Origin of the sequence: Bradyrhizobium sp. A11, from assembly GCF_042077125.1 — a bacterium.
GTDB classification, from domain to species: Bacteria; Pseudomonadota; Alphaproteobacteria; order Rhizobiales; family Xanthobacteraceae; genus Bradyrhizobium; species Bradyrhizobium japonicum_B.
Genome location: NZ_CP149509.1, coordinates 1,849,168 through 1,875,182 on the forward strand (window position 1 = coordinate 1,849,168; position 26,015 = coordinate 1,875,182).

General features: G+C 64.5%; 28 protein-coding genes. 15 read left to right on the top strand and 13 right to left on the bottom strand.

All coding sequences use genetic code 11. From position 1 onward, the window contains the following. Nucleotide 1 precedes the first annotated feature (1 nt). The 6 genes from WI560_RS08580 (at nt 2) to WI560_RS08605 (ending at nt 6,120) form a co-directional block, all read left to right on the top strand. The gene (locus WI560_RS08580) at nt 2-952 is read left to right on the top strand and encodes an ABC transporter permease (RefSeq protein WP_375307645.1); all 951 of its coding nucleotides are present in this window, start codon (nt 2-4) and stop codon (nt 950-952) included. Next, complete coding sequence (locus tag WI560_RS08585; RefSeq protein WP_375307646.1) at nt 939-1,811, top strand: ABC transporter permease; 873 nt, start codon at nt 939-941, stop codon at nt 1,809-1,811. The genes WI560_RS08580 and WI560_RS08585 overlap by 14 nt, the downstream gene beginning before the upstream one ends. Beyond that, nucleotides 1,808-2,800 carry an ABC transporter ATP-binding protein gene (locus WI560_RS08590; RefSeq protein ID WP_375307647.1) on the top strand — a complete coding sequence of 331 codons (993 nt, stop codon included), beginning with the start codon at nt 1,808-1,810 and terminating at the stop codon, nt 2,798-2,800. Before WI560_RS08585 ends, WI560_RS08590 begins: the two co-directional genes overlap by 4 nt. Beyond that, nucleotides 2,797-3,768: an ABC transporter ATP-binding protein gene (locus WI560_RS08595; RefSeq protein WP_375307648.1), complete on the top strand. Its 972-nt coding sequence runs from the start codon at nt 2,797-2,799 to the stop codon at nt 3,766-3,768. The genes WI560_RS08590 and WI560_RS08595 overlap by 4 nt, the downstream gene beginning before the upstream one ends. Before the next feature lie 75 nt (nt 3,769-3,843). Next, nucleotides 3,844-4,911 (top strand): alcohol dehydrogenase, encoded by a 1,068-nt coding sequence (locus WI560_RS08600; RefSeq protein ID WP_375307649.1) that lies wholly within the window; start codon nt 3,844-3,846, stop codon nt 4,909-4,911. A 129-nt stretch (nt 4,912-5,040) separates the two neighbouring features. After that, nucleotides 5,041-6,120, top strand: a complete 1,080-nt coding sequence (locus WI560_RS08605; RefSeq protein ID WP_375307650.1) for an isocitrate/isopropylmalate dehydrogenase family protein — start codon at nt 5,041-5,043, stop codon at nt 6,118-6,120. A 31-nt stretch (nt 6,121-6,151) separates the two neighbouring features. On the opposite strand, the gene WI560_RS08610 is transcribed toward WI560_RS08605, so the two are convergent. The 4 genes from WI560_RS08610 to WI560_RS08625 form a co-directional block, all read right to left on the bottom strand. After that, a complete protein-coding gene (locus WI560_RS08610; RefSeq protein WP_257177287.1) occupies nt 6,152-6,436 on the bottom strand; it encodes a hypothetical protein in 285 nt (94 codons plus the stop codon). 102 nt (nt 6,437-6,538) lie between these two features. Further along, nucleotides 6,539-7,354: an enoyl-CoA hydratase gene (locus WI560_RS08615; protein ID WP_375307651.1), complete on the bottom strand. Its 816-nt coding sequence runs from the start codon at nt 7,352-7,354 to the stop codon at nt 6,539-6,541. Between the two features lie 322 nt (nt 7,355-7,676). Further along, a complete protein-coding gene (locus tag WI560_RS08620; protein ID WP_020608151.1) occupies nt 7,677-8,048 on the bottom strand; it encodes a helix-turn-helix domain-containing protein in 372 nt (123 codons plus the stop codon). Nucleotides 8,049-8,077: 29 nt separating this feature from the next. Next, on the bottom strand, nt 8,078-9,127 hold the full coding sequence (locus tag WI560_RS08625) for a LysR family transcriptional regulator (RefSeq protein ID WP_028135138.1): 1,050 nt from the start codon (nt 9,125-9,127) through the stop codon (nt 8,078-8,080). A gap of 404 nt (nt 9,128-9,531) precedes the next feature. Here WI560_RS08625 and WI560_RS08630 point away from each other — a divergent pair, with 404 nt between their 5' ends. The 4 genes from WI560_RS08630 to WI560_RS08645 all read left to right on the top strand — a co-directional run bounded on the left by WI560_RS08630 (nt 9,532) and on the right by WI560_RS08645 (nt 13,036). Further along, complete coding sequence (locus WI560_RS08630; RefSeq protein ID WP_375307652.1) at nt 9,532-9,879, top strand: hypothetical protein; 348 nt, start codon at nt 9,532-9,534, stop codon at nt 9,877-9,879. A gap of 204 nt (nt 9,880-10,083) precedes the next feature. Further along, nucleotides 10,084-10,815, top strand: a complete 732-nt coding sequence (locus WI560_RS08635) for a cytochrome c biogenesis CcdA family protein (RefSeq protein WP_257177289.1) — start codon at nt 10,084-10,086, stop codon at nt 10,813-10,815. Between the two features lie 142 nt (nt 10,816-10,957). Next, on the top strand, nt 10,958-11,230 hold the full coding sequence (locus WI560_RS08640) for a hypothetical protein (RefSeq protein WP_257193525.1): 273 nt from the start codon (nt 10,958-10,960) through the stop codon (nt 11,228-11,230). Between the two features lie 258 nt (nt 11,231-11,488). Further along, nucleotides 11,489-13,036, top strand: a complete 1,548-nt coding sequence (locus WI560_RS08645) for a heme peroxidase family protein (RefSeq protein WP_375307653.1) — start codon at nt 11,489-11,491, stop codon at nt 13,034-13,036. An 85-nt stretch (nt 13,037-13,121) separates the two neighbouring features. Here WI560_RS08645 and WI560_RS08650 read toward each other — a convergent pair whose 3' ends face one another. The 7 genes from WI560_RS08650 to WI560_RS08680 form a co-directional block, all read right to left on the bottom strand. Next, nucleotides 13,122-14,177 (bottom strand): ABC transporter substrate-binding protein, encoded by a 1,056-nt coding sequence (locus WI560_RS08650; RefSeq protein ID WP_375307654.1) that lies wholly within the window; start codon nt 14,175-14,177, stop codon nt 13,122-13,124. Between the two features lie 4 nt (nt 14,178-14,181). After that, the gene (locus tag WI560_RS08655) at nt 14,182-14,514 is read right to left on the bottom strand and encodes a hypothetical protein (protein WP_028135144.1); all 333 of its coding nucleotides are present in this window, start codon (nt 14,512-14,514) and stop codon (nt 14,182-14,184) included. Next, complete coding sequence (locus tag WI560_RS08660; protein WP_239622150.1) at nt 14,511-15,269, bottom strand: ABC transporter ATP-binding protein; 759 nt, start codon at nt 15,267-15,269, stop codon at nt 14,511-14,513. Before WI560_RS08660 ends, WI560_RS08655 begins: the two co-directional genes overlap by 4 nt. Next, the gene (locus WI560_RS08665; protein WP_257177295.1) at nt 15,266-16,072 is read right to left on the bottom strand and encodes an ABC transporter permease; all 807 of its coding nucleotides are present in this window, start codon (nt 16,070-16,072) and stop codon (nt 15,266-15,268) included. Before WI560_RS08665 ends, WI560_RS08660 begins: the two co-directional genes overlap by 4 nt. Then, nucleotides 16,069-16,890, bottom strand: a complete 822-nt coding sequence (locus WI560_RS08670; protein WP_375307655.1) for an ABC transporter permease — start codon at nt 16,888-16,890, stop codon at nt 16,069-16,071. The genes WI560_RS08665 and WI560_RS08670 overlap by 4 nt, the downstream gene beginning before the upstream one ends. Nucleotides 16,891-17,010: 120 nt before the next feature. Beyond that, a complete protein-coding gene (locus WI560_RS08675) occupies nt 17,011-17,832 on the bottom strand; it encodes a FadR/GntR family transcriptional regulator (protein WP_257177297.1) in 822 nt (273 codons plus the stop codon). A gap of 36 nt (nt 17,833-17,868) precedes the next feature. After that, nucleotides 17,869-18,204: a hypothetical protein gene (locus WI560_RS08680; protein ID WP_375307656.1), complete on the bottom strand. Its 336-nt coding sequence runs from the start codon at nt 18,202-18,204 to the stop codon at nt 17,869-17,871. Between the two features lie 139 nt (nt 18,205-18,343). On the opposite strand from WI560_RS08680, the gene WI560_RS08685 reads away from it, so the two are divergent. The 3 genes from WI560_RS08685 to WI560_RS08695 all read left to right on the top strand — a co-directional run bounded on the left by WI560_RS08685 (nt 18,344) and on the right by WI560_RS08695 (nt 21,258). Continuing rightward, the gene (locus WI560_RS08685; protein WP_028135149.1) at nt 18,344-19,342 is read left to right on the top strand and encodes a TRAP transporter substrate-binding protein; all 999 of its coding nucleotides are present in this window, start codon (nt 18,344-18,346) and stop codon (nt 19,340-19,342) included. Between the two features lie 84 nt (nt 19,343-19,426). Then, nucleotides 19,427-19,942, top strand: a complete 516-nt coding sequence (locus WI560_RS08690; RefSeq protein WP_375307657.1) for a TRAP transporter small permease — start codon at nt 19,427-19,429, stop codon at nt 19,940-19,942. Beyond that, on the top strand, nt 19,939-21,258 hold the full coding sequence (locus WI560_RS08695) for a TRAP transporter large permease (RefSeq protein ID WP_375307658.1): 1,320 nt from the start codon (nt 19,939-19,941) through the stop codon (nt 21,256-21,258). The genes WI560_RS08690 and WI560_RS08695 overlap by 4 nt, the downstream gene beginning before the upstream one ends. A gap of 42 nt (nt 21,259-21,300) precedes the next feature. Here the strand turns inward: WI560_RS08695 and WI560_RS08700 are convergent, their stop codons facing one another. After that, entirely contained in the window at nt 21,301-22,575 is a 1,275-nt protein-coding gene (locus WI560_RS08700; protein ID WP_375307659.1) for a serine hydrolase domain-containing protein, read from the bottom strand. A gap of 162 nt (nt 22,576-22,737) precedes the next feature. On the opposite strand from WI560_RS08700, the gene WI560_RS08705 reads away from it, so the two are divergent. Both WI560_RS08705 and WI560_RS08710 read left to right on the top strand, forming a co-directional pair. After that, nucleotides 22,738-23,655: an intradiol ring-cleavage dioxygenase gene (locus tag WI560_RS08705; protein ID WP_375307660.1), complete on the top strand. Its 918-nt coding sequence runs from the start codon at nt 22,738-22,740 to the stop codon at nt 23,653-23,655. A 206-nt stretch (nt 23,656-23,861) separates the two neighbouring features. After that, the gene (locus WI560_RS08710; protein ID WP_375307661.1) at nt 23,862-24,182 is read left to right on the top strand and encodes a DUF805 domain-containing protein; all 321 of its coding nucleotides are present in this window, start codon (nt 23,862-23,864) and stop codon (nt 24,180-24,182) included. Between the two features lie 58 nt (nt 24,183-24,240). Here the strand turns inward: WI560_RS08710 and WI560_RS08715 are convergent, their stop codons facing one another. Continuing rightward, nucleotides 24,241-25,971: a protein kinase gene (locus tag WI560_RS08715; protein WP_375307662.1), complete on the bottom strand. Its 1,731-nt coding sequence runs from the start codon at nt 25,969-25,971 to the stop codon at nt 24,241-24,243. Nucleotides 25,972-26,015: the final 44 nt, after the last annotated feature.

Sequence of the window (26,015 nt, forward strand, 5' to 3'; positions counted from 1 at the left end):
GATGCTGAACTTCGTCGTTCGGCGGCTGCTTGCCATGCTGCCGGTGCTGCTCGCTGTCTCGCTGCTGACGTTCCTGATTGCCTCGCTGCTGCCGGGCGATCTCGCTCTCGTCATCCTCGGCGATCAGGCGACGCCGGAGAACGTGGCGGCGCTCCGCCGCGACATGGGGCTCGACCAGCCGCTGTGGTGGCGCTATCTCAGCTGGCTCGGCCAGGTCCTGCAGGGCGATCTCGGCCGCTCGTTCCGCACCGGGCAGACGGTGTTGCAGGCGGTCGCCGAGCGCATTCCGGTCTCGCTGCAATTGATGCTGATGGCCGAGTTCCTCGGCCTCCTGATCGGCGTTCCCGTCGCGATCGCCTGTGCCGCGCGTGCCGGCGGCGCGTTCGACCGCTTCATGACCGGCAGCGCGTTCGCGATGCTGTCGATGCCGTCCTTCCTGGTGGCGATCCTGCTGATCTATCTGTTCGCGGTCGAGCTGCACTGGCTGCCGGCGACCGGCTACGTGCCGTTCACCGAGGCGCCGCTCAGCAATCTGCGCTTCTTCGTGCTGCCGGCGCTGACGCTCGCCCTCGCCGAATGGCCTGGAATCATGCGGGTGCTGCGTTCCGACATGATCGCGACCCTGCAGGAGGATTATATCGCGCTCGCCAAGGCAAAAGGCCTCAAGCCCGCGCGCATCCTGTTCGTGCATGCGCTGAAGCCGTCGTCGCTGACCCTGGTGACGGTGACCGGCATCAATATCGGCCGTCTGCTCGGCGGCACGCTGATCGTGGAATCGATCTTCGCGCTGCCCGGCATCGGCCGCCTCCTGGTCGGCGCGATCTATACCCGCGACCTCGTCATCCTCCAGGGCGTGGTGCTGCTGGTCGCCTGCGGCTTCGTCATCGTGAATTTCGTCGTCGACATGCTCTACGCCGTGCTCGACCCCAGGATCCGCCATGGCCACGCTTGAGCTCTCGCTGCAGGACGAGGCGGCGCCCGTGCCGGTCGGCCGCAAGCGCAAGCTCGGCCTGCTGTTCTGGATCGCGAGCAGCTGGCTTGCGATCATCCTCGCGCTCGCGATTCTCGCGCCGGTGCTGCCGCTGCAGAATCCCGTCGACATGGACATGCTGGAGCGCCGCGCCGCGTTCTCTTCCGAGCACTGGCTGGGGACCGACGGGCTCGGCCGCGACGAGCTCGCCCGCCTGATCTTCGGCGCGCGGACCTCGCTGACGGTCGGGCTGATCGCACCGATGATCGGTCTCACCATCGGCGGCGCGCTCGGTCTGCTCGCCGGCTATTTCCGCGGCCGGTTCGAGATCATCGTGGTCGGCAGCATGGACGTGCTGCTCGCCTTTCCGCCGCTGATCTTCGCACTTGCCGTGACCGCCTATCTCGGCCAGTCCGTCCCTAACCTCACCGTGATCCTCGGCGTGCTCGGCATTCCCGCCTTCATGCGCGTGGCGCGGGCGGCGACGCTGACGCTGGCGCGGCGGGAATTCGTGATCGCGGCCGAGGCGCTCGGCGCCAGCCATGCGCGTATCCTGCTGCGCGAGCTGCTGCCGAACGTGATCCTGCCGCTGCTTGCCTTCTTCCTGCTCGGCGTCGCCGTCACCATCGTGGTCGAGGGGGCGCTGTCCTTCCTCGGCCTCGGCGTGCCGCCGCCGATGGCGAGCTGGGGCAGCATGATCGGGGAGGGGCGCGACAGCCTCGACGTCGCGCCGCGGCTGGCCTTCCTGCCGGCGGTCGGACTTTTCGTGACCGTGCTGGCCTTCAACCTGGTCGGCGACACCTTGCGGGCGCTGACCGATCCGCGTCAGGGGGCGCTGTGAGCGCCCCGCTATTGACCATCGCGGACGTCACCGTCGAGCTGCCGACGCCGCGCGGCAGTTTGCGCGCGGTGGATCATGTCGATCTGTCGCTGCAGGCGGGCCGCACGCTCGGCATCGTCGGCGAATCCGGCTGCGGCAAGACCATGCTGTCGCGCGCGGTGCTTCAGCTGCTGCCGAAGAAAGCAAAGCTCACGGGCCGCGTGATGTTCGACGGCCAGGATCTGGTGCGGCTCGCGCCGGAAAGCCTGCGGCGGCTGCGCGGCCGCGATCTCGCGGTCGTGTTCCAGGATCCCATGACCTCGCTCAATCCGGTGCTCACGATCGGCACGCAGTTGATGGAGACGATCCAGGAGCATCTCGAACTCGATGCTTCGGCGGCGAAGGCGCGCAGCATCGAGCTCTTGGCCGCCGTCGGCATTCCCGCGCCGGAGCAGCGGCTCGCGCAATATCCGCATCAATGCTCCGGCGGCATGCGCCAGCGCATCGCGATCGCGATCGCGCTGTCCTGCGAGCCGAAGCTCTTGATCGCGGACGAGCCGACGACCGCGCTCGACGTCACCATCCAGGCGCAGATTCTCGATCTGCTCGCGCGCGAACAGCGCCGCCGTCACATGGCGATGATCATCATCACCCACGATCTCGGCGTCGTCGCCGGCCGTGCCGACGAGGTTGCGGTGATGTATGCGGGCAGGGTGGTGGAGCGCGCGCCGACCTCGGCGTTGTTCAAGCGCATGCACATGCCCTACACCGAGGCGTTGCTGGCTGCGATTCCCAAGCTGGATGCCGCGCCGCATACGCCGCTGCCGGCCATCTCCGGCCGTCCGCCCGATCCAACGCGGCCGTTGCGTGGCTGCTCCTTCGCGCCGCGCTGCCGTTATGCCACCGGCCGCTGTCGCGAGGCCAAGCCGGCGCTGGCAAGCGCCGAGATGCCAGATCATCTCTATGCATGCTTCCACCCGATCCAGATGGCGGAGGGAATTGGCGCATGATGCAGCTTGCCGCGCGCGCCGAGCCGCTTCTGAACGTCGACAATCTCGTCGTCGAATATGGCCTCGGCAACAAGACCGTGCATGCCGTCTCCGGCGTCAGTTTTCAGGTCGCGCGCGGCGAGACGCTGGGGCTGGTCGGCGAATCCGGCTGCGGCAAGTCGACGCTGGGGCGCGCGGTGCTGCAATTGCGCCGCGCCAGATCCGGCCGCGTGCTGTTCGACGGCGAGGACCTCACCGCGATGGAGGGCGAGGCGCTGCGCAGGATGCGCCGCCGCGTGCAGCTGATCTTCCAGGACCCGATCGCCTCGCTCAACCCGCGCCGCCGGATCGGCGACATCGTGGCCGAGCCGCTGATCATCGCCGGCGTCAAGGATGCGGCCGAGCGCAAGCGGCTCGTCCATGAGGTGCTGTCGGCGGTCGGGCTTGACCCTGACCTCGTCGCAGGGCGCCTGCCGCACGAGTTCTCCGGGGGCCAGTGCCAGCGCATCTGCATCGCGCGGTCACTCGTGCTCAATCCCGAGTTCATCGTCTGCGACGAGCCGGTCTCGGCGCTCGACGTCTCGATCCGCGCGCAGATCCTCAACCTTCTGGAGGAGATGAAGGCGCGCTTCGGCCTGACGCTGCTGTTCATCGCGCATGATCTTGCTGTCGTCAAAGCCGTCAGCGACCGCGTCGCGGTGATGTATCTCGGCCGGCTTTGCGAGGTCGGCCCTGCCGAGCAATTGTTCGCGAGGCCGGCGCATCCCTATACGGAGCTGTTGCTGCAGGCGATCCCGGTGCCCGATCCGGACGTTCGTCCCGCCGAGAGCATAGCGGGCGGCGAGCCGCCATCGCCGATTGCGCCGCCGTCCGGGTGCCGCTTCCGCACCCGCTGCCCGCGGGCCGATCAGCGATGCAGCGCGGAGATACCGGAGTTGCGTGAAGTCGCACCCGGCCAGTTCGCGGCTTGCCATTATCCGCTGGCCTGAACTAAGACCGGTTTGTCTCGCCTTGCCGGCCATGGCATGGTGGCGCGGCGACAAGAAGCATGCGGGAGGACGCCGATGAAGAGTTTCAAGGTTGCCGATTTCAAGGCGCCGTTGCAGGAGTTCGACGAAGCGACGCCGCAGCCGTCGGGCACGCAGGTGCTGATCAAGGTGAAGGCTGCCGGCGTCTGCCACAGCGATCTCCACATCTGGGAAGGCGGTTACGATCTCGGCCACGGCCGCAAGCCGCTGTCGCTGAAGGACCGCGGCATCAGCCTGCCGCTGACCATGGGCCATGAGACCGTCGGAGGAATCCTGGCGTTCGGGCCCGACGTGAAGCCGACCGACCAGGGCGAGCTGAAGATCGGCGACGTCGGGCTGGTCTATCCCTGGATCGGCTGCGGCAAGTGCGCCACCTGCCTTGGCGGTGACGAGAACATGTGCCTGACGCCGCGCTCGCTCGGCGTCTATTGCGACGGCGGCTATTCCGATCACATGCTGGTGCCGCATCCGCGCTATCTGCTCAATCTGCGAGGGCTCGATCCGGCGACGACCGCCCCCTATGCCTGCTCGGGCGTCACCACCTACAGCGCGCTGAAGAAGGTCGAGCAGCATTTCGACACGCCGATCGTGATGTTCGGCGCGGGCGGTCTTGGCCTGATGGCGCTGTCGCTGTTGAAGGCGATGGGCGGCAAGGGCGCGATCATGGTCGATATCGACGCCAGGAAGCGCGAGGCGGCGGAGAAGGCCGGCGCGCTCGCCACTGTCGATCCCAAGGCACCGGATGCGCTGGAACAGCTTGCCAGGAAAGCGGGCGGGCCGATCCGCGCCGTGATCGACCTCGTCGGCAATGCAGCGACGACGCAGCTCGGTTTCGATTGCCTCACCAAGGGCGGCAAGCTCGTCATCGTCGGCCTGTTCGGCGGCGGCGCGACCTGGGCGCTGCCGCTGATTCCGATCAAGGCGATCACGATCCAGGGCAGCTATGTCGGCAACTTGCGCGAAACGCAGGAGCTGCTTGACCTCGTGCGCACCAAGAAGGTGCCGCCGATCCCGGTCACGACGGCCCCGCTCGCCAAGGCCAACGACGCGCTGCTGCAATTGCAGCAGGGCGCGGTGGTCGGGCGCACGGTGCTGACGCCGTAATCCATCTGTCATTCCGGGGCGGTCCGTAAGGACCGAACTACGGTGCGCAATTGCGCACCTGAGAATCTCGAGATCCCGGGTTCGGCTCTTCGAGCCGCCCCGGGATGACGCGTCCTACAGGAACCTCCAATGTCCGCAAATAACGCCTTCCACATTGCCGTGCTCGCCGGGGACGGCATCGGTCCCGAAGTCATGGCGCCCGCACTCGAGGTGCTGCGCAAGGTCGGCGAGAAATCGGGCCTCGGCTTCCGTTTCACCGAGGCCCCGGCTGGGGCGAGCAATTATCTGGCGACCGGCAAGTCAATGCCGGATTCGACGATCAAGCTGTGCGAGGAGGCGGACGCGATCCTGCTCGGGGCCTGTGGCCTGCCGTCGGTGCGCTACCCCGACAATACCGAGATCGCGCCGCAGATCGAGCTGCGCTTCATCTTCGATCTCTATGCCGGCGTGCGGCCCGCGCGCCTCATTCCCGGCGTGCCGAGCCCGATCGTCGGTGCCGACCAGCGCGGCATCGATCTCGTCGTGATTCGCGAATCCACGGAAGGGCTGTTTGCCTCGATGGGCAAGGGCGTCGTCACCCACGAGGACGCGCGCGAGACCATGGTGATCACGCGCCGGACCTCCGAGCGCCTGTTCGAGTTTTCGTTTCGCCTGGCCGAGCGGCGCAAGGCGCGCGGCAAGCCGGGGATGCTCGCTTGCGTCGACAAGGCGAACGTGTTCAAGGCGTTTGCATTCTTCCGCGGCATCTTCGATGAGATCGCGAAGAAGCATCCTGACGTGAAGACCGACCGGCTCTATGTCGATGCCTGCTCAGCGATGCTGGTGAAGCGCCCCTGGGATTTCGACGTGATGGTGATGGAGAACATGTTCGGCGACATCGTCTCCGACATCACCGCGAGCCTGATCGGGGGCCTCGGCATGGCGCCGTCGGCCGATATCGGCGACAAATACGCGGTTTTCCAGCCCTGTCACGGCACCGCCCCCGACATCATGGGGCAGGGCAAGGCCAATCCCACCGGCATGATCCTGTCGGCGGCGATGATGCTGGACTGGCTCGCCGACAAGCTCGGCGTCGAGAGCGCCGCGGAAGCGGGCGAGACGATCGAGCGGGCGGTGGATCAGGTCTATGCCGGCGGCATCAAGCCGATGGAATTTGGCGGCAGCAACGGCACGGCCGACATCACCAAGGCGGTGCTGGCAGCGCTGTAATTAAAGAAAAGGGGCCCGCGGGCCCCTTGGTTCACCAGCGGCGCCAGTGATGGTGGTGATGACGCCAGCCCCACGGACGCGGGCCGTAGAAGCGCGGGCCACCGTAATAGCCGTAGGCGCGGTAGTAGTTCGGGCGCCACCAGCAGCGGCCCCAGGGATTACAGACCCAACGGACCTGATCGACGTCGGCGGCCGGGCCCTTTGCAATCTGGTTCGCCTGCGGAATGCCATTCGGCATGGCCGCGAGGGCCGGTCCCGAAGCGAGCGCCACACCGCCGATGGCAGCCAGACCGAGCACAGCAAGTTTGAATGTCATCGCAACCTCCCTCATTGGTGGCGGGAGAACTATCGCGCGATCACCTGGTTGCTGCCGCAGCAAGCTGCACGAGGAATTTAATCTTCCTGAATAGAGGTTCAGCTACCTGCCCTGGAACCGCGGTTTGCGTTTCTCCATGAAGGCCTGCCGGCCCTCGCGGAAATCCGCGCTGTCCATGCAGGCATGGCCGATCGCCTTGATGGCGTCCATGTCGCGCTGGCTTTCGTCCTTCAGCACCTGCGCGATCGTGATCTTCGCGGCCTTGATCGCGAGCGGAGCGTTCTCGGTGATGGCATGCGCGATCGCCATTGTCTCACCCCACAGCTCATCGATCGGGAACAGGCGCTCGACGAGGCCGATCCGCAGCGCCTCCGCGGACTCGATGCGCATGCCCGTGTACATCAGCAGCCGGGCCCAGGACGGGCCGACCAGCGATACCAGATGCTTCAGGCCGTCATAACCATAGGCGATGCCGAGCCGAGCCGCGGGAATGCCGAACTGGCTGCCATGCGCGGCGAGACGGATATCGGCGAGCATCGCGACCTGCATTCCGCCGCCGAGACAGAAGCCCTCAATGCAGGCGATCGTCGGCTTGGGAAAGTCGGCGAGCAACGCGCGCTGGGCCGCGCTGCGCTTGGCGTATTGCTCGGACGCCGCCGCATTATGGCGGGTCTTCTCGAACTGGCTGATGTCGGCCCCGGAGACGAAGGCCTTGCCGCCGGCGCCGCGCAGGATCACGACGCGCACCGTCTCGTCGTCGCGCAACGCCGTCAGTGCCTCGCCAAATCCCTCCCACATCTCCAGCGACATCGCGTTGCGCTTGTCGGGATTGTTGAAGGTGATCACGCCGACACCGTCAATGACGCGCTTGAGGATCTTGCCGTCGGCGTAGGATTTCTCATCGGAGGTATCGGGCATCGCGCGCTCGCTTGTCATTGACAAGGTGCAATGTGCTGCGAGGGCATCGCCGCGGTCAACGGCAACAGGCGAGGCAGCTTGCATCCGCCTGTGCCGCCATTGCATGGCGGCGGTGCCGCTGCTTCGGCAAGACAGGACGAACGACACGGAATCTGACAACAAAAAGGGGCGGTCAGGCCGCCCCGGAAGCGAAGGCCGCGCGCGGAAAGCGCGCGGGCCAAGTCGGACGCAACGACATGCGATCCGGGTCCCGTTCAATCCGGCCGCGTCCCGTGACGCGGCGGATTGAAGGTCGGCCGTAGAGGCAGATCGTCGGCCGATCTCAGCTTTCGTTCGCTGCGATCGATTCCATCAGCGAGACCAGCTGACGTTGCACCGTCTGGTCCTTGATCTTGCTGTAGGCGCGCAGCAGGCGCAGGCTGAAGGCCGAATCGAGGAAGAGCAGGCTCTCGACTTCGCGCGCCTTGTTGTCGCCGTCGTAGAAGAAGGTCACCGGCACGTCGAGCGCGGAGGCGATCTGCTGAAGGCGAGCTGCGCCCACGCGATTGACGCCCTTCTCGTACTTCTGGACCTGCTGGAAGCTGACGCCGAGCTTCTCGCCGAGCTCGGCCTGCGAGATCTTCATCTCGACGCGCCGCAGGCGGATCCGCTTGCCAAGCTCGATGTCCGGCTTGCCGGCACTACGCTGCTTCATTCTCTTTGCCGCTGCTTTCATCTTCGTTCTCACCTTTGTTCTTCGGTTGAAAATCCCCCGAAGAGCTGGGTCAGGGGTTCGCCCATGTACGAGTCCTTGAATTCATGCGGGTGCACGAACTCTTCCTTAAACCACGGGAAACGAGCTGGACTGAACGCTTCGATCAGCCAGTCGATCATGTGCCGCACGCGCGGAATACGGCCGCTACCGGGATGGTAGGACAGCCAGATATCCAGCGGTCGGTTCAGCTCGACCTCCAGTGGAATCAATTTCCCGCCAAGCGCAATGGCGTAGCTGGGGAAGACGCCGATGCCGGCGCCATTCGCGACCGCCCAATAGTTGGCGCTCGAGACATTGGTCTTCATGACCAGAAGGTCCCGTTCCGAAACGCCCGGGAAGAAGCTTTCGAAGGATTCCTTGGCGGCGAGCTGGTCGGCGAATTGCAGCACCAGGCGATGCTTGATCAATTCCGCCGCCGAACGCGGCGCGCCATGTTTTGCGATGTATTTCTCCGAGGCCCAGAACATCAGGTGCATGCGGCCGAGCCGCACCAGCTTGATGTCGAGGGCCGAGGGACGGGACAGATGGATGGCGACGTCGGCCTCATGGCGCGAGACATCGGCCGAGCGCATCGCGCAATGTAGGTCGACCAGGATCTTGGGATAGGCCTGCTGGAATTCGACCAGGCGCGGCGCAAGCCAGAACGTGCCGAGCCCCTCGGTGACGGCGACCCGGACCTCGCCGGACAGCGCGTTGGCCATCGAATCGCTGGCCCGCAGCACGTCGAAGGTGGCAGCTTCCATGCGCTCGACGGCGGACACCACCAGCGCGCCTTCATCGGTCAGATGGGTGCCGTGGACGTCGCGGGTGAACAGCGTGGTGCCGGTCTGGCGTTCGAAATCGTCGATCCGCCGGCGCACCGCGTTGATCGACAGCGACAGGCGTTCGGCCGCCGACCGGAAGCTTCCGCATCGGACGACTTCGAGAAATATGCGGGCCGCATCCCAATCCGAGAGGCCGCTGAGATTTGTCTTTGGGCGTTCCGCCAGAGGAACGCCCCTTTCCGCCAAGGAGTGCATACAAGTCCCTTCGGATAGCTAAACTGGCAGAATCTGGCGCAAACCACAACCACTGCGGGTTGGGGGATGATGAGTTTTGAACCGTCATCCTTACCATCTAGGGTGAGTGGTATTTAGGTGCCGGCATGGGCTGGAATCGGGTGAATTTGTCGCCTATACGAGGGGTGTGGCGTGGGTTCCGTTGCGAGCCGTGAAATGGCTACGGGATTGCAGGCGCTGTCCGCGATGACCGTCTTTGTTCGCAAGCCTGCGCCGTCTCCGTCGATGGATCAATTGCAGCACGCCAAGCGTTTCCTTCTCAATCAATTCAAACGGCGCGAACAGCGCGGCGCGGCCACGTTGGCCGGAATCGCAGTTCCACGGCGGAAACCAACTGAAATCAGGTTCAGAGGGGCGGCGGCCTCATGCTATCCTCGGCATTCCAGGGGCGCCGAGGGGATCGTCACAATCACGTCTCGCAGGCCGAATTAACGGAAAGAACGCCGGTGTCGCATTCAGACGAACAATTGCAGTCGGTGCTGGAAACACTCGAGGGATGCCGCAAGGTTCTCAATGCGTGCAACAGCCGGGAATCGGCCGATCTGCTCTCCATCGTCATCCTCGACGTCAGGATGAAGCTCAAAGGAATAGACAGTGCCGATCTCAAGGCATTGTGCGATGAAATGCTGCGGAGCGCTGCGAGCGCGCCGCCGACCCCTTCCAAGCAGACGCAGGACCAGCCCCGGCGTCCGCTGCTCCGCGTGGTGAAGTAGCCGCGCCGCCGAACCTCGCTTTTTGGCGAGATTTGTGCGCGTCTCGATGCCGCATCTGTGATCGCAGACGGCATCGGGCGGAGCCCTGGTTTCGTGCGCCTCTGTTGCGCATTCTCCGGCATCGGCTACACCAGAGCCGGTTCGCTCCGGCCGGGCGCATTTCCCGCGCGCCGTACCGGTACCTGAGATGGCTCAGACGGCATCATGCAAAATGTTTCGATCCCGGCGGCTCTGATTGCCGGCCTCGTCAGCTTCCTTTCGCCTTGCGTCCTGCCGCTGGTCCCGCCCTATCTGGTCTACCTCACGGGCGCCACGATCGAGCATGTCGAGAGCGACGAGCCAGCGGAGGCCTCCAAGCGCGCCATCCTGTTGTCGGCGCTGCTGTTCGTGCTGGGATTCTCCACGGTATTCGTCGCGCTCGGCGCCAGCGCCTCGCTGATCGGCGGGCTGATCCGGGCCTGGTCGGCAGAGCTTTCGATCCTCGCCGGCATCGTCATCATCGTCATGGGCCTGCACTTCCTCGGGCTGACGCGCATCGGCCTGTTGATGCGCGAGGGACGGCTGCCGATCCCGAAGCCGGTCGGCCTCTGGGGCGCCTATATCATGGGCCTCGCCTTCGCCTTCGGCTGGACGCCCTGTATCGGCCCGATCCTCGCCGCGATCCTGTCGATCGCCGCGGCTGAAACCACGGTGATGAAGGGCGCGGGTCTGCTCGCGGTCTATTCCGCGGGCCTCGGTATTCCGTTCCTGATCGCTGCCCTGATGATCGAGCAGTTCTCGGCACTGTTCGCACGCATGAAGGGCCACCTCGTCAATGTCGAACGCGCCATGGGCGTCCTCATGGTGATCACCGGCATCGGCTTTCTCACCGGCGCGGTCTCGAATGTAAGCATCTGGCTGCTGGAGACCTTTCCAGCGCTGCAGACGATCGGCTAGCTGCCCCACGGGAACCGGGTTTTCACGGATGAAAACCGCAAGGAACCGTTGAGAACCGTCAGGCATGCTACCTGAGAGCAGGTCTCCAACCTTTCCGATCCCGAGGCGTTGGAGCACGGACAATTGCATGATGGGAGATCTCGTGACCAAGACAGTGCGCCTAGAGCCCTTGTCGGGCAACGTGGCCCTGGTGGCCTGGCAATTCGTCGGACAGCCCTTGCAGGAGTGGCCAAGCTGGGTTCAGTCGAGTTGCTCGCTTCAGAAGGATGCCGAGGGAAAATTCGAGCTTCGGCACGAGCGGCGTAACGGCACCCAGATCGTCTATCTCGGCGAGTGGCTGGTGCGAGATCTCGATGGTGGCGTCGATTTCTACACCGACGCCGAGATCTGGACGCGGTTCGCTGCGAAACGCTGAAGCGCGACGCGATCGCCGCGGATCGTGCGTCACGCCTTAGTCTTTCTTGCTTGAGCTCCGAGCGGTCAAAAGCCCGTGTCGTCCGTGGGGCAAAAAGCCTCGCCGGTAGGACTCACCTACATATGCAATCTGTGGTAATATTTCATTTTACTGCACCCTGAGGGGCAATTTTCAAAGACCTATACTGAAACGGGAATTTCAGCCCAATCGACAACTTCGTCGCCCCTCTCCCCACAGCATTTTAAGCAGGAGCAAGCGATGGGAACCGACGTCAACGTTCATCCCGGTCATGGCAAGGCCGGACGTCATCCGACGCGACAATTTCTCCATACGCTTTCCGGACACGAAGATCCGGGCATGTTTGGGCGGATGTTTCCGACCCTGGAGCCGCTGGCTGTCGATGACGGCCCGCTCCATGAACTCGCCGATGCGATGAAGGACCCCAATCCCGGCGATCCCGCAGGAAACAATGCCAACGTACCCGCCGGCTTCACCTATCTCGGACAATTCGTCGACCACGACATTACGCTCGACCTGACCTCCTTTGGCGAGAAGGAGGCCGATCCGATGGCGGTGACGAACTTTCGCACGCCCGCCCTCGATCTCGACAGCATCTACGGTCTCGGTCCGGACGGAAGCCGCCACCTGTACGCGCGTAATTCGGCGAGCGACAGCGGCAAGACTCCGGGTCCCAAGCTCCTGATCGGCAAGACCGTCAACGTCGATGACATCACCGGGGATCATCGCAACGACCTGCCGCGCAATCCCGAGGGGTTCGCCCTGATCGGCGATCACCGCAACGACGAGAACCTGCTCGTCGCGCAAACCCACCTTGCGATGCTGAAGTTCCACAACAAGGTCTGCGATCAGCTCGCGGCGTCGGGCAAGCCGGCGGGCGAGATCTTCGAGGAGGCGCGCCGGATCGTGACCTGGCACTATCAATGGATGGTCCTGCACGATTTCGTCGAGCGGATCACCGAGAAGGGGATCGTCGCGAAGATTCTCGAGCAGGGGCGGCGCTTCTACCGCTTCAAGAAGACGCCCTACATGCCCGTCGAGTTTTCGGGCGCCGTCTACCGGCTCGGCCACAGCATGGTTCGTCAAGCCTACAGCCACAACAGGATCTTCACATTCGGACCAGGCAACATCCCGGCGACCCTCGACCTGCTGTTCAAGTTCACAGGGCTATCGGGAGGGATCATTGGAGATCTCGCGCCCAATCCGATCCAGCCGCCGCTCCCGCTTCCGGTGCTTTCGAGCAACTGGATCATCGACTGGCGGCGCTACTTTCAGGTGCTGCCCAACAATCCTCCGGGCGTGGGGTTCAATCCGTCGCGCAAGATCGATCCGTTCGTCGTGCCGCAGCTCCACACCCTGCCGGGCGACGGCGGCAGCCTGCCGTTCCGCAATCTCAAGCGCGGCGTGTTGCTGGGATTGCCGTCTGGACAGGACGTCGCCAAGGCCATGAAGATCAAGAATCCTCTGACCCCGGACGAAATCTCCAAGGGGACTGACGGTGCCGTGGCGAAGAAGCATGGCCTGCACCAGCACACCCCGCTCTGGTACTACATCCTCAAGGAGGCGGAGCAGCGGGGCGGCGGCGAAAGGCTCGGACCGGTCGGCGCGACGCTGCTCGCCGAGGTCTTCGTCGGCCTCGTCCATGGTGATCACCAGTCGTACCTGTGGCTCAAGGGTAAAAGCTGGAAGCCGACGCTTCCATCGCAAGTGCCGGGCGAGTTCACGATGGCCGATCTGCTGCGCTTCGTCGGTGATATCAGCCCGATCGACGGCATCTCGACCGTCTAGTCCAGGCCTCCGCCGGCGTTGGCGTTGCAGACGATGGGGTAGACCGGCGCGCACGGCGCGCCGGTCCTGATGTTGGCAACAAGGCTCACGGCTTGAACACGTAGCCCGGCGTGATCGCCGCCGTCGCCGGAATCGGCGGCAGGTCGGCGAACAGCTCGGGACGATCCTTCATGACCTTGAGAATGTGCTTCGGCTCGATATGCGCATTGACGTCGAAGGTCGATTTGAGGATGCCGAGACGGGCGAGCCGGTCCTCGGCGCTCCACAGCGCGCGGTAATTGTTCGCCGACAGCCGGCGGTCCGCTTGCTGGATGTTGAACTGCATCGCGGTCTCGGCGACCTCCTGCTTCAGTCCCGGTATCCAGCGCGTGGCAACTTGCGCCGCCAGCTTCGGGTTCTTGCGCATCCATTGGTCGGCCTCGGAGACGGCCGCGAGGAATCTCTCGATGGTCTCGCCGTTGGCCTGCACCCAGGGGCGAAGCGCCACATTGAAGCCGATATAGGAGATCACGTCGCCGCCCCTGATGATCTCGACCGCGCCCGGCACGTCCTTGCCGGCGACGATCGGCCAGGGATCCCAGCCCGAGAACGCATCGATGCCCTTGGCGAGCAGGGCGACGGTCATGTCCGGCGGCGGCGTGTTGACCAGCGTGACATCATCGGGCTTCAGCCCGGCCTTCTCCAGCGTCGCCAGGATATAGAGATGGTTGATCGTGCCGAAGGATGCCGCGATTTTCTTGCCCTTCAGCGTCGACAGGTCGCCCTTGACGATGCCCGAACCTTCGCGCGCGATGATCGCCATCGTCGCGTCGGACCCGGCCTTGGTGGCGTTGCCGCTGTAATTGCCGAGCGCGACGAGGTCCATGCCGCGCAGCACGGCGCCGATCATGGGCACGCCGACCTGCACGATCTCGCTCTCGCCGGCCTGCAACGCATTCAGCGCGTCGACGCCGGTGGCGTAGGGGCGCGCGATCGTGACGTCGAGTCCGTACTTCTCGAAGAAGCCGCGCTCGAGTGCGATCGGCAGGCCGATCTGGTCGATGCCGGTGACCATGCCGGCCTTCAGTTTCGTCAGGTTCTGGGCGCTCGCCGGCATGACGCCGGCCAGAAGCGCTAGTCCAAGCAACACGAGTCGTTTCATAGTCTCAGCCTCCCTCTTTTATCGGCCCCACCGCCGTCACCCAGTAGGGCCGGGCGACGGCGTTGAGGTCCGTTCTTTTGACGCCACGCAATTCGATCGAATGCTCGTCCGTGCCCGACACGCGTCCGTATTGCTGGAACGCGAGCACATGGAATCGCTCCGGCGTGAACGGCAGCTCGATCTGGACATTCACTTTCTCCGACGTGCCTTTCAGCTCCGGCGCGATCTTGCCCGGGGCCGCGATGGTCAGCCAGAGCTGAAACAGCGCCCAAGCCGCGACGGCGCCGAGCACGACGCGTGCCTTGGTCGAGCGCAAGACGTCGGAGGCGATGCTCATGCTGCGCGCACCATCTGCAGCACCCGCGCGGACAGCTGCTTGAACCGGTCGTCCTTGACGAGGTCGTCCCAGACGCGGGGACGAGGAAGGTCGACCGCGATCTGGTCGAGCACGCGTCCCTTTGACAGCACGACCACGCGGTTGGCGAGAAACACCGCCTCAGCCACGTCATGGGTGATGAAGATCACCGTCGGCTTGCGCTCCTGCCAGATGCGGGTCAGCTCCTCCTGGAGCGTCATGCGCGTCTGCGCGTCGACGCTGGCGAACGGCTCGTCCATCAGCAGGACGTCGGGGTTGTTGGCGAGTGCGCGCACCACGCCGACGCGTTGCTGCATGCCGCCGGAGAGCTCGTTGGGATAGCGATGCGCCGCGTGCGACAGCCCGGCCAGCGCGAGATATTCGCGCGCGATGCGGTCGCGCTCGGCCTTCGGCACGCCACGCATCTTCGGGCCGAAGCCGACATTGTCGAGCACCGTCTTCCAGGGAAACAGCGCGAACGACTGGAACACGACACCGCGCTCGGGACCGGGCCCGTGCACCGGCTTGCCGTCGAGCAGGATGTCGCCCTTCGAGTAGGGAATGAAGCCGGCGATCATGTTCAGGATCGTCGTCTTGCCGCAGCCGGAGGGCCCGACCACCGAGATGAACTCGCCGGGCTCGACGTCGAGCGAGACGTCGTGGACGGCGGTGACGTGTGCGCCCGCATAGGGGTCGAAATAGGTCTTGCCGAGATTGCGCAGCGAGAGCGTCTTCATGATGTCACCAATCCCCAACGCTGGCCGGTCGCGCGCTCGAGCGGCGCGAGGATCCAGGCGTCCACGATGTACCAGAGCAATCCGAGAATGATCATGCCGAGGATGATCTCGACGGTGGAGCCGGCGCGGCGCGCATCGAACATCATGAAGCCGATGCCGGAGGTGCCGACGATCATCTCGACGGCGATCAGCGCGCGCCAGCCATAGCCGAGCCCGTTGCGAAGTCCGGTGATGATGTTCGGCAGCGCGCCCGGCAGCGTCACCTCCCACAGCACGCGCGCGCGCGAGGCCCCGAGGCTCAAGGCGGCGCGCGCGAGGTCCCGCGGCACGGATTCGACGCCGAGCACGGTGTTGAGCACGACCGGGAACAACACGGTGTAGACGATGACGAAGGTCATCGTCGTCAATCCGAAGCCGAACCAGATCAGGAGGATCGGCAGCCAGGCGATATCGCCGATGGCCTGGAAGAACAGCAGCACCGGCCAGCAGATGCGGTGCGCCCAGCGGCTGGTGCCGATCAGGATGCCCAGGGGAATGCCGAGCGCCATGCCGGCCGCGGCACCGGTCGCGAGCCGGATCAGGCTGTCCTGGAGATAGTCGGGCAGGATGCCCTTATAGGTCAGCGTGACGAACGCGCGCACGACGTCGGCCGGGCCCGGGAAGAACGCACGCGGAAACAGTCCGGCCTCGCTCACCGCGGTCCACAGCGCCAGCACCGGGATGAACGGTATGATCGCGGCGAGCCCCGGCCAGCGCTGGGTCAGACGGGTATAGCCGGCCCAGATTTGCAGCATCAGATTCATGCGCGCCTCACCATGCCCCAGCGCTCGATGGTCGCGCGCTCGAGCGGGACCAGCAGCAGGCGATCGATCAGAAGCCAGAGAACGCCGATCACGATCATGCCGAACACGATCACCTCGGTGCGGTAGAAGTCGCGTGCGACGAACAGCATGTAGCCGAGCCCGACATTGGTCGCGATCATCTCGGCAGCGATCAGCCCGCGCCAGGCGAAGCCAAGGCCCGTCCGGATGCCGGTGACGATGTTGGGGAGCGCGCCCGGCAGCAGTACCTCGGTCAGCAGCGCCCAGCGGCCGGCGCCGAGCGAGGCGGCAGCATTGCGCAGCGTGTGCGGAATGGTCCTGACGCCGAGCAGGGTGTTGTAGGCGACGACGAAGAACACGGCATTGAAGATCACGAACACGATCGCGCCGAAGCCGTAGCCGAACCACAAGGTTGCGATCGGAATCCAGGCGATGCCGGCGAGCACCGAGAAAAAGCGGAACAGCGGCGTCAGGAAAGACGCGACCGTCGGGCTGACGCCCATGGCGATGCCGAGCGGCACGGCGGTGGCAATGCCGATCAGCGTGCCCAGGGCGACGCGCAGGAGGCTTGCGCCGACATGGGCGAGCAACGTGCCGTCGCGGATCGAATCCAGCGCAGCGGTACCGACCGCACCGACGGAGGGAAACACGCGCGGATTGACGTTGAAGAGCGGGACGACGGCGGCCCAGATCGCGATTAAGGCCAGCAGCGGCGCGACGAACATCGCGATTCCCGCCAGCGAATTGACGCTGCGGATCAGCCGCGACGATCGACCTTTCAGACTGCCCGTCACCTGCATCTGGCCTCCCTGACGTTCAGCTATGCCCTTGTCGGCATTTCGCGCTGATCACTCCTGGCTTCGTAACCGGTCCTGCAACAGATCCCGGGCGGAGCAAGGATATGGCCCGAGCCCTTCATGTCACGGGTCATGGCGTCTTCTCTTGGGCTTGAGGGGCGACGTCCTGGTCACGCGCACGTCCGATCCGCCCGCTCTACGTGTCGCCGCAGCGATGACTGTCTTACGGTTCGACAGCTTTAATCGGGTGTAGCCCAGCAGCCGCTCCATCGCGGCGCGCGCCTTCTCCGGGTTGCCGCTCTCGATGGCCCGCGCCGCCGCCGCGTGGTTCGGCAGATTGTCCTTGAACCAGCCGCCGGGGCCCCCGACGGCGACGGTGAATACGGTGCTCAGAATGGTATCGATCGCGCCGCGAAAGCCCTGAAGCACCGGATTGTGGGTCGCGTCCAGGATGGCAAGATGGAAAGCCTTGTCGGCTGCGAGAGCGCTGGCCTGGTCTCTTGCCGTCTGCATCGCAGCCAGGGCCGTGTCGATCCGCCAGCGGTCGTTCCTGGTCGCACGTTCGGCGGCGAGCGCCGCGGCGGCCGGCTCGATGATCGAGCGCACCTCCTGGATTGCCAGCAGAAGGTCGCGATCCGGCTCGTCCTGGCCGACGAGCCAGCTCAGCACGTCGCGGTCGAGCAGGCTCCATTCGTGGCGCGGCAGCACGTGCGTGCCGTGGCGTGGCCGCACGCTGACGAGACCCTTCGCAGCAAGCGTCTTGATGGCCTCGCGCACCACGCCGCGTCCGACGCCGAACCTGGTTTCGAGCTCAGGCTCGGGCGGCAGCGTCGTCCCCACGGGAATGAGATCCTGGGCGATCTCGCGGCCGAGCGTCGTCAGCACGGCACGAATGCGGCCGGGCTTGATCGGCTTGTCGACGGGGCTCGGGCGCGCTCTTGCCACTTGTATGTTCTCCCGCCCCGGCCGGTCCCAGCCGGTTCATTTATTTTTGGCTGTCACGCCCGGCAGCGGCACAATCATCCGATGTTTAACATCGGATGATTGCGTGAACGCAAGCTGAATTGTCGCAGGGATCGCTGTGTTGCGCTGCGATATGCAAGGGGGCGGCATCCAGCGTGCAGATGAGCGGTGGCAGATGTCGTTGTCCGGCGTCGCCGTTGAAAACAGCTGGCGGCCGGATCTATCGGCCAGCAGCAGGATGCTGGCATCCCCGCGGCGCTGCGCCACTGCACAAACGTCATGGGCCAGAGATGAAAGCTGCAGTGCAATAGATGGCGTGTCGGCCGTTCCTGCGTCGAACTGTATCAGCGGCAAGCTTGTCAGTGTCCGGCCGGGCATCCGAATTGGGCTTCCGTGCCGCCATGGATTTTCATACCCTCTCTGCACGCAAGCCGCATACCGGCTGCACTCACGGCCCGGCGACAGGGTCGGAGCATCAAAGGGAGGGGAGACGATGAAGCGAAGGTCATTTCTCGCTGGTATCGGCGCGACCACTGCGGCAGCTACGATCGGCATGCCGTCGATCCTCAGGGCGCAAGCGCCGGTTACGCTGAACGGCGCGGTCCAGTTCAACGACGACCATGCCTTCAACCGGGCTCTGCTCCGGTTCGAGGAGTTGGTGAAGAAGTATTACGGCAAGCCCGTCAATTTCACCCTGCACAGGAACTCTTCGCTCGGCCTCGAGAAGCAGTATTTCGAGTACATGTCGCAAGGCAAGGCGGTCGATTATGGCATCGTCTCGCCGGCGCACATGTCCACCTTCGCCAAGGCGGCCCCGTTCATCGACGCGCCTTTCGTGTTCAAGGGCATCGAGCACATGAACAAGGTGGTCGAGGCCAACATCCTGGCGCCGGTCGCCGACGAGGTTGCTGCCAAGGCCGAGGTCGTTCTCATCGGTTACGCCGGCGGCGGCATCCGTAACATCTTCGCCAACAAGCCGCTCAAGAACCTCGCCGATCTCAAGGGGCTCAAGGTCCGCGTGCAGGGCGCGCCGATCTGGTCGAAGACCTTCGCGGCGGTCGGCATGAGCCCCACCGTGATTGCCTATAACGAGGTCTACAACGCGATTCAGAACGGCGTGATCTCGGCCGGCGAGAACGAAGCGGCCGGCGTCGAGGCGATGAAATTCTACGAAGTCGCGCCGCATCTCAACCTGACCCAGCACGCGGTGTCGATCCGGCCGATCTGCTTCTCGGTGAAGACGCTGAAGACCTTGCCGAAGGATCTGCAGGACGCGATCATGAAGGCCGGCAAGGAGGCCGGCGATTACGGGCGTAAGCTCGAGTCGAGCGAGGAGGTCGTCAAGCTCGACACGCTCGAAAAGGCCGGCAAGCTCAAGCGCGTCCCCTTCGAGGAGCGGGACGCCATGAAGAAGCTCGCCGATCCCGTGATGGCTACCTACGCCAAGGAGATCGGCGCGGAAGGCATTTTCGAGAAGATCAACGCCGTCTGAGACCCTTGCGTCCGCCGAGAGCATATCCGGGCAGGCCCCGCTTCCTGCCCGGAGTTGGCGGATGTTTTGTCGCTGGGAGTTCCAATGACTGAAATGCCCGTCTCGTCCACACCGTCGCTGTGGCGCCGCGTCACGGCGGCCTATGCCAAGTTGCTGGAATTCCTGCTGGCCGCCTGCGTCGGCATCCTCGTTGTTCCGGTCACGCTGCAGATCATCTCACGCTACACGCCGTTCATTCCGTCCTACATCTGGACGGAGGAAATGGCGCGCTTCATGTTCATCTGGACGATCATGATCGGTGCCATGGTCGGCGTGCGCGAAGCGCAGCATTTCGAGGTCGACGTGTGGCCCGACCTGTCGCGGCGCTCGGAAGCCGTAGTGCGAATACTGGCGCGTCTCGGCATATTGGCGCTGGCGCTGGTGTTCGTAACGGCTGGCCTCGAGTTCACCCGCTTTGCCTGGAACAGAACGTCGGAGCTGGCCGATCTGCCGCTTTGGCTGATCCACGTCGCCTGGCCGGTCGCCGGGGTCACATGGATCGTGTTCGCGGGCGAGCAGATCCTTGATGAAGCGCGCGTCGTGGTCGGGGCAAGGCAATGAGCGGCAATGTACTCTCCGCCGGACAGGCCGCGATGGTGCTGTTCGGGGTCTTCGTCGGCCTGCTCATCGTGCGCGTACCGGTCGCCTTCGCGCTCGGTCTTGCCTGCGTGCCGATCCTGCTGATCGAGCCGCGCCTGTCGCTGATGACGCTCGCGCAGGAAACCTTCAATGCCTACAATTCATTCATCCTGCTGGCGGTGCCGTTCTTCCTGCTGACGGCCAACCTCATGAGTATCGGCGGCATCACCGACCGCCTGGTGGCGCTGTCGCGCTCGATGGTCGGGCACTGGCCGGGATCGCTGGCGCAGATCAACGTCGTGCTGTCGGTGTTCTTTGCCGGGATATCGGGCTCCTCGACGGCCGATGCGGCGAGCCAGTCCAAGATCTTCATCGATGCCCAGACCAAGGAAGGCTACGACCTGTCGTTCTCCATCGCGATCACCGCGGTGTCCGCGGTGCTTGCGGTCGTCATTCCGCCGTCGATCCTGATGATCGTCTGGGGCGGGCTGATCTCGACCTCGATTGCGGCGATGTATCTGGCCGGCATCGTGCCGGGCCTGTTGATTGCGGGCGCCCAAATGGCGACGGTGCACGTCTACGCGGTGCGCCGGGGCTATCCGACCTATCCGAAGTCGACCTGGGTCGAGATGCGATGCGCGATCTGGCGGTCGATACCTGCCATGATGACGCCGTTCATCATCGTCGGCGGCATCCTGCTCGGCTGGTTCACCGCGACGGAATCCGCCTGCGTCGCCGTGCTCTATTCCGTGGTGCTCTCGGCGTTCTTCTACCGCGAGACGGGGATCCGGGAATTGTACAGGGCCTTGCTCGATACCGGGCGCCTCGCCGGCGTGGCGCTGTTCTGCGTCGGCACCGCCAGTGCGTTCGGCTGGTTGCTCGCCTATTACAAGATCCCGCAAGAACTGCTGGCCAATGTCTCGACCTGGGGGATGGGCCCTGTTGCGGCCGGGTTCTTCATCGCCTTCTGCTTCCTGGTGGTGGGCTGCTTCCTCGACGCCATCCCGGCCATCATCATCGTCGGCACCGTGCTGGAGCCGCTGGCCAGGTCCGTCGATCTGCATCCCGTCCAGTTCGCGATCATTTCCATCGTCTCGCTGGCCTTCGGGCTGGTGACGCCGCCCTATGGCCTGTGCCTGATGATTGCCTGTTCGATCGCCGGCGTGCGGCTACGTTATGCCCTGAAGGATACGGTGATCATGCTGATCCCGATGCTGCTGGTGCTGGCGGCCGTCATCGTCTGGCCCAGCGTGTCGCTGTTCCTGCCGCGCCTGATCGTGCCGGAGATGCTCAAATGAGATGCAATCCCGCGGACGAAGCCGCGGGATCGGGGCAATTGATTACAGGTTGCTCTCGGTGATTGCCGCGTACACCATGCTGCGCAGCTCGCGCCGGATCGGGTAGGCGCTCGACGGCAGCACCTGCGTCATGAAGATCGCGATCAGCTCCTCGGCCGGATCGATCCAGAACGAGGTGGTCGCCGCGCCGCCCCAATTGTATTCGCCGGGGCTGCCGGCGATCAGCGTCTCGGCCGGGCGCATCGTCACGGCAAAGCCGAGGCCGAAGCCGATGCCATTATAGGTGGCCTCGGAGAACAGCGAGCGCGACACGTCGGGCAGGAAACGGCCGCCCGGGATGTGGTTGGTGGTCATCAGCGCTAGCGTCTTCGGGCCGATCAGCCTGACGCCACCGAGTTCGCCACCGTTGAGCAGTGCGCGGCAGAAGGTGAGGTAGTCGGCGACCGTCGAGCACAGACCGCCGCCGCCGGAGATGAAGGAGGGCGGAGACAGGAACGAGCTCGTCGCCGGATCGTCCTGCAGCGTCAAACCTTCGCGGCGCTGGCCGGCATGGAAGGTCATGCCGCCACCGGGATCGGCGGAATAGCAGGCGGCAAAGCGATGAGCCTTCGAGGCCGGCACGTGGAAATCGGTGTCTGTCATGCCGAGCGGATCGAGGATGCGTGATTTAAGGAATTGCTCGAAAGGCACCCCGGAGATCTTGCCGACGAGATAGCCGAGCACGTCGGTCGAGACTGAATAATTCCAGGCGTCCCCCGGCGAGAACTCCAGCGGGATCTTGGCCAGGCCCTCGATCATGGTCTGCAGCGTGCCTGATTTCTCGACCTCGCCGATCTTTTCACTGCGATAGGCGGCATCGACATTGGAGCGCTGCTGGAAGCCGTAGGTGAGGCCCGAGGTGTGGCGTAGCAGGTCGACGATCAGCATCGGCCGGGACGGCGGCCGGGTCAGGAAGGCCGGATAGGTGCCGGCGACGAAGACGCCGAGATCCTTCCATTCCGGAATGTACTTGGCGACGGGCTCGTCGATGGCGACGAGGCCTTGCTCGACCAGCATCATGAAGGCGACGCTGGTGAGCGGCTTGGTCATGGAATAGATGCGGTAGATGGTGTCGTCCTTGACCGGCAGCTTGCGCTCGACATCGGCAAGGCCCTGGACCGAGCTGTGCGCGACCTTGCCGCGGCGATAGACCAGAAGATGCGTGCCCGGAAAGCGGCCGGCATCGATGTATCGGCTCTTCAGATGCGCATCGACGCGGTCGAGCGCGGCCTTGGACATGCCGACGGATTCGGGCGAGGCGGGGGTGGGCGCGAGCATCAGTTTCCTCCGGGCAGTTCTGTGGTTCGTTGATAGCGAAATGACGGCCTCATTCCAAGCCGCTCGCGCTTAACGCAGGGGGCCCGGCTGGTGTAGGCTGTCCCCTGGAACGCCTCCAGGCGGCCCCCGGGGGCGAACGAGAAAAACACAGGGCAAGCCATCATGACCCAGTTCAACGAGACCGATCTTACCGAAGCCGTCGTCAAGAGCTTCGACAGCACCCCCAATCCCCGCGCGAAATTCCTGCTCCAGGAATTGGTGAAGTCGCTGCACGATTACGTGAGCAAGACCGGTCTCACCTTCGAGGAGTGGGACTACGCGATCGATTTCCTGACCCGCACCGGCCAGAAATGCACCGATACGCGCCAGGAGTTCATCCTCCTGTCCGACGTGCTCGGCGTGTCCATGCTGGTCGACGCGGTCAACCATCGCGACCGCGAGGGCGCGACCCAGACCACCGTGCTGGGCCCGTTCTATGTCGGCGAGCACAAGGTGACCGCGCACGGCACCGACATCTCGCCGCGCAACCAGACCGGCGAGAAGATGTTCGTGCAGAGCCGCGTCACGGATCTGAAGGGCAAGCCGCTCGCGGGCGTCCCCGTCGACGTCTGGCATGCCGATGACGACGGCTTCTACGATTCACAGAAGCCGAACTACGACGAGGTCGGCGCCTCGGCGCGGGCGCGCTTCATCACCGACGATGACGGCCGTTTCTTCTTCCGCACCATCCTGCCTTGCAGCTACCCGATTCCGACCGACGGCCCGGTCGGCGAGATGATCGTGCAGACGGGCCGCCATCCAATGCGCCCCGCGCATGTGCACTTCCTGGTCAATGCCAAGGGCTATGAGCCGCTGATCACCCACGTCTTCATGGATGGCGACAAATATCTGGATTCCGACGTGGTGTTCGGCGTCAAGGACGACCTCATCGCCAAGGTCGAGCCGCGCACCGAGCCCACGATGCCCGACGGCACCAAGGCAAGCGGGCAATGGCACCTGATGACTTACGAGTTCCACCTCAAGCCCGGCGGCGGCGTGGCGCCGAAGCCGCTGGGGGTGAAGGCGGGGGAGCCGGCGTGAGGGCTTGCTGGAGGCTGCCCGGGCGCGGACGACGTCAGCTGTGCGTCTGAAAGCGGTGCAATGCAGCCTCACTCGTATCCGAGTGGGTCCAAGGGCCGTAGTTGGTTGGCCCTGATAGAACGCCCTGCCGCTGCAACGCTCGACGTGCGAACCATCCAAAGGTGAAAGTGAGATATATCAGGGCGTTTTTCAGCTTCCGTGGCCGGATGAATAGGCTTCAGTACGCTACCGTCATCCTGATCGGATTCGTCGGACTGCTGGTCGTATTTGCGCTGACTTGGCAAAGTCTGCGCGTGATGGGCGATTTCGGAGCATTTACCGGCATTGCAATTCTAGTCGTTGCGTTCTGGATTTTGCTCGCTGCAATGGCGAAGCGCTTTCACGATATCAATAGGCCGGGTCTGCATAGTGTGCTCTTATTTGCTCCCCTTCGAGGACCATTTTGGCCAATCGCTTTGCTCCTGTATCGTGGTGACGCCACGGCAAACGAATTTGGGCCGCCGCCGGCTGATTTTTTAGGTGAATAGCTGCTCTGTTCTGGACCTCAGCGAGCATCCACCTTTTGCACGCATACGCCTTTGCACCCTATCGCGCGTGCAGCAGCGCCAGCAGCACGACGACGGCGCAGGCGAGCGCCGCCGTGGTCAGCTTCCAGAACATCAGCGGGCTGCGCTCCAACAGCGGCGTGATCCGGGTGTCGAGATACGCTGGATTGGGGGTGCGAAGCTCGAAGACGAATTCCGAGAGGTCCTCGTGCCGCTTGTAGGGATCGGGATGGAGCGCGCGCCTCAGCGCGCCATCGATCCATGCGGGCACATTGCGGTCGTCGTCGGCCGGGCGGTATTTGAGCTTTCGCACGTCCGCCTTGCGGCGGATCCTGGCGATCTGGGCGCCGTAGGGCAGCTTTCCCGTCAACATCTGGTAGCAGATCACGGCCAGCGAAAACATGTCGGAACGCGGCGAGCCGCCTTGCCCAAGAAAATACTCCGGGGCGGTGTACTGCATCGTTCCCAGGATTTCGTCGGCCTCGTCCGGGGGCGCGGCCTCGGCGACGCCGGCGACCCTGACCGATCCGAAATCGATGATCTTTGCGGTGCCGGTCTTGTCGATCAGGATGTTGTCGGGCCTGAGGTCTTGATGCAGCATCTCCATGCGATGGAAGGCGCGCAGGCCCGCGGCGATCTGCTCGATGATGCCGCGCACGGTTTCGAGATCGGGCCGCGGATTGTCGGTCATCCACTGCTTCAATGTCTGCCCCTCGACGAATTCCGTGGCGACGTAGAGATAGCCGCGCCGCCGCGACTGCGACAGCGGCTTGAGCACATGCGGGCTGTCGATGCGGCGCGCGATCCACTCCTCCATCAGGAAGCGCTTGAGATAGGCGGCGTTGTCGCGCAGGTCCACCGACGGCAGCTTGAGCGCGACCGGCTGCTCGGTCTCGGTGTCGACGGCGAGGTAGATATGGCTGCGGCTGCTGCCGTGGATCTCGCGGACGATCCGGTAGCCGTCGAACATCGCCCGCGGCTCCGGTAGCGAAGGCAGCGGCAATTCCGAGCTCTGATTGAAGATGCCGGCCGGCTCGCGCTGCGGCACCGCATCGATGCGCAGGATCTGGACGGTGATGTTGTCGTCGCTGCCGCGCCGGTAGGCTTCCTCGACGATGGCCTTCGCGGCCTCGTCGAGCTCAGCTGCATGCTCGTTCAGCACGCTCGTGATGTAACGCGCGTCGACGAATTCATAGGCGCCGTCGGTGGCCAGCAGGAAGGTGTCGCCGGCCTCGATCTCGAACGCCTGGTAGTCGATCTCGAGCTGCGGATTGATGCCGAGCGCGCGGCCGAGATAGGTCTGCTCGGACGAGACGATGATGCGGTGATCGTCGGTCAGCTGCTCCAGCGTCTTGCCGGCGACGCGGTAGATGCGGCAGTCGCCGACATGGAAGATGTGCGCGGTGGTCGCCTTGATGACCATGGCGCTGAGGGTGCAGACGTAGCCCTTGTCGCGATCATAGGCATATTGGCTCTTGCGCGTCTGCGCATGCAGCCAGGAATTGGTGGCGTCCAGCACGCGGCGGGCGGAGGTCTTCACCGTCCAGGATTCCGACGTGCAGTAATAGTCCATCAGGAAGCTCTTGACCGCCGACTCGCTGGCGATCTGGCTCACGCTGCTGCTCGAGATGCCGTCGGCGAGAACCGCGGCGATGCCCTTCAGGCTGAGCAGCGGCTCCTCCGGAATCAGGACGCCGTGGAAATCCTGGTTGACGGGCTTGCGGCCCTTGTCGGAATGCTGGCCGACCGAGATCAGGAGTCCGCGGGTCATCGCATCACCGGGAGAGGGGAGCCTCACCCTGCTCGGGCGCGGCT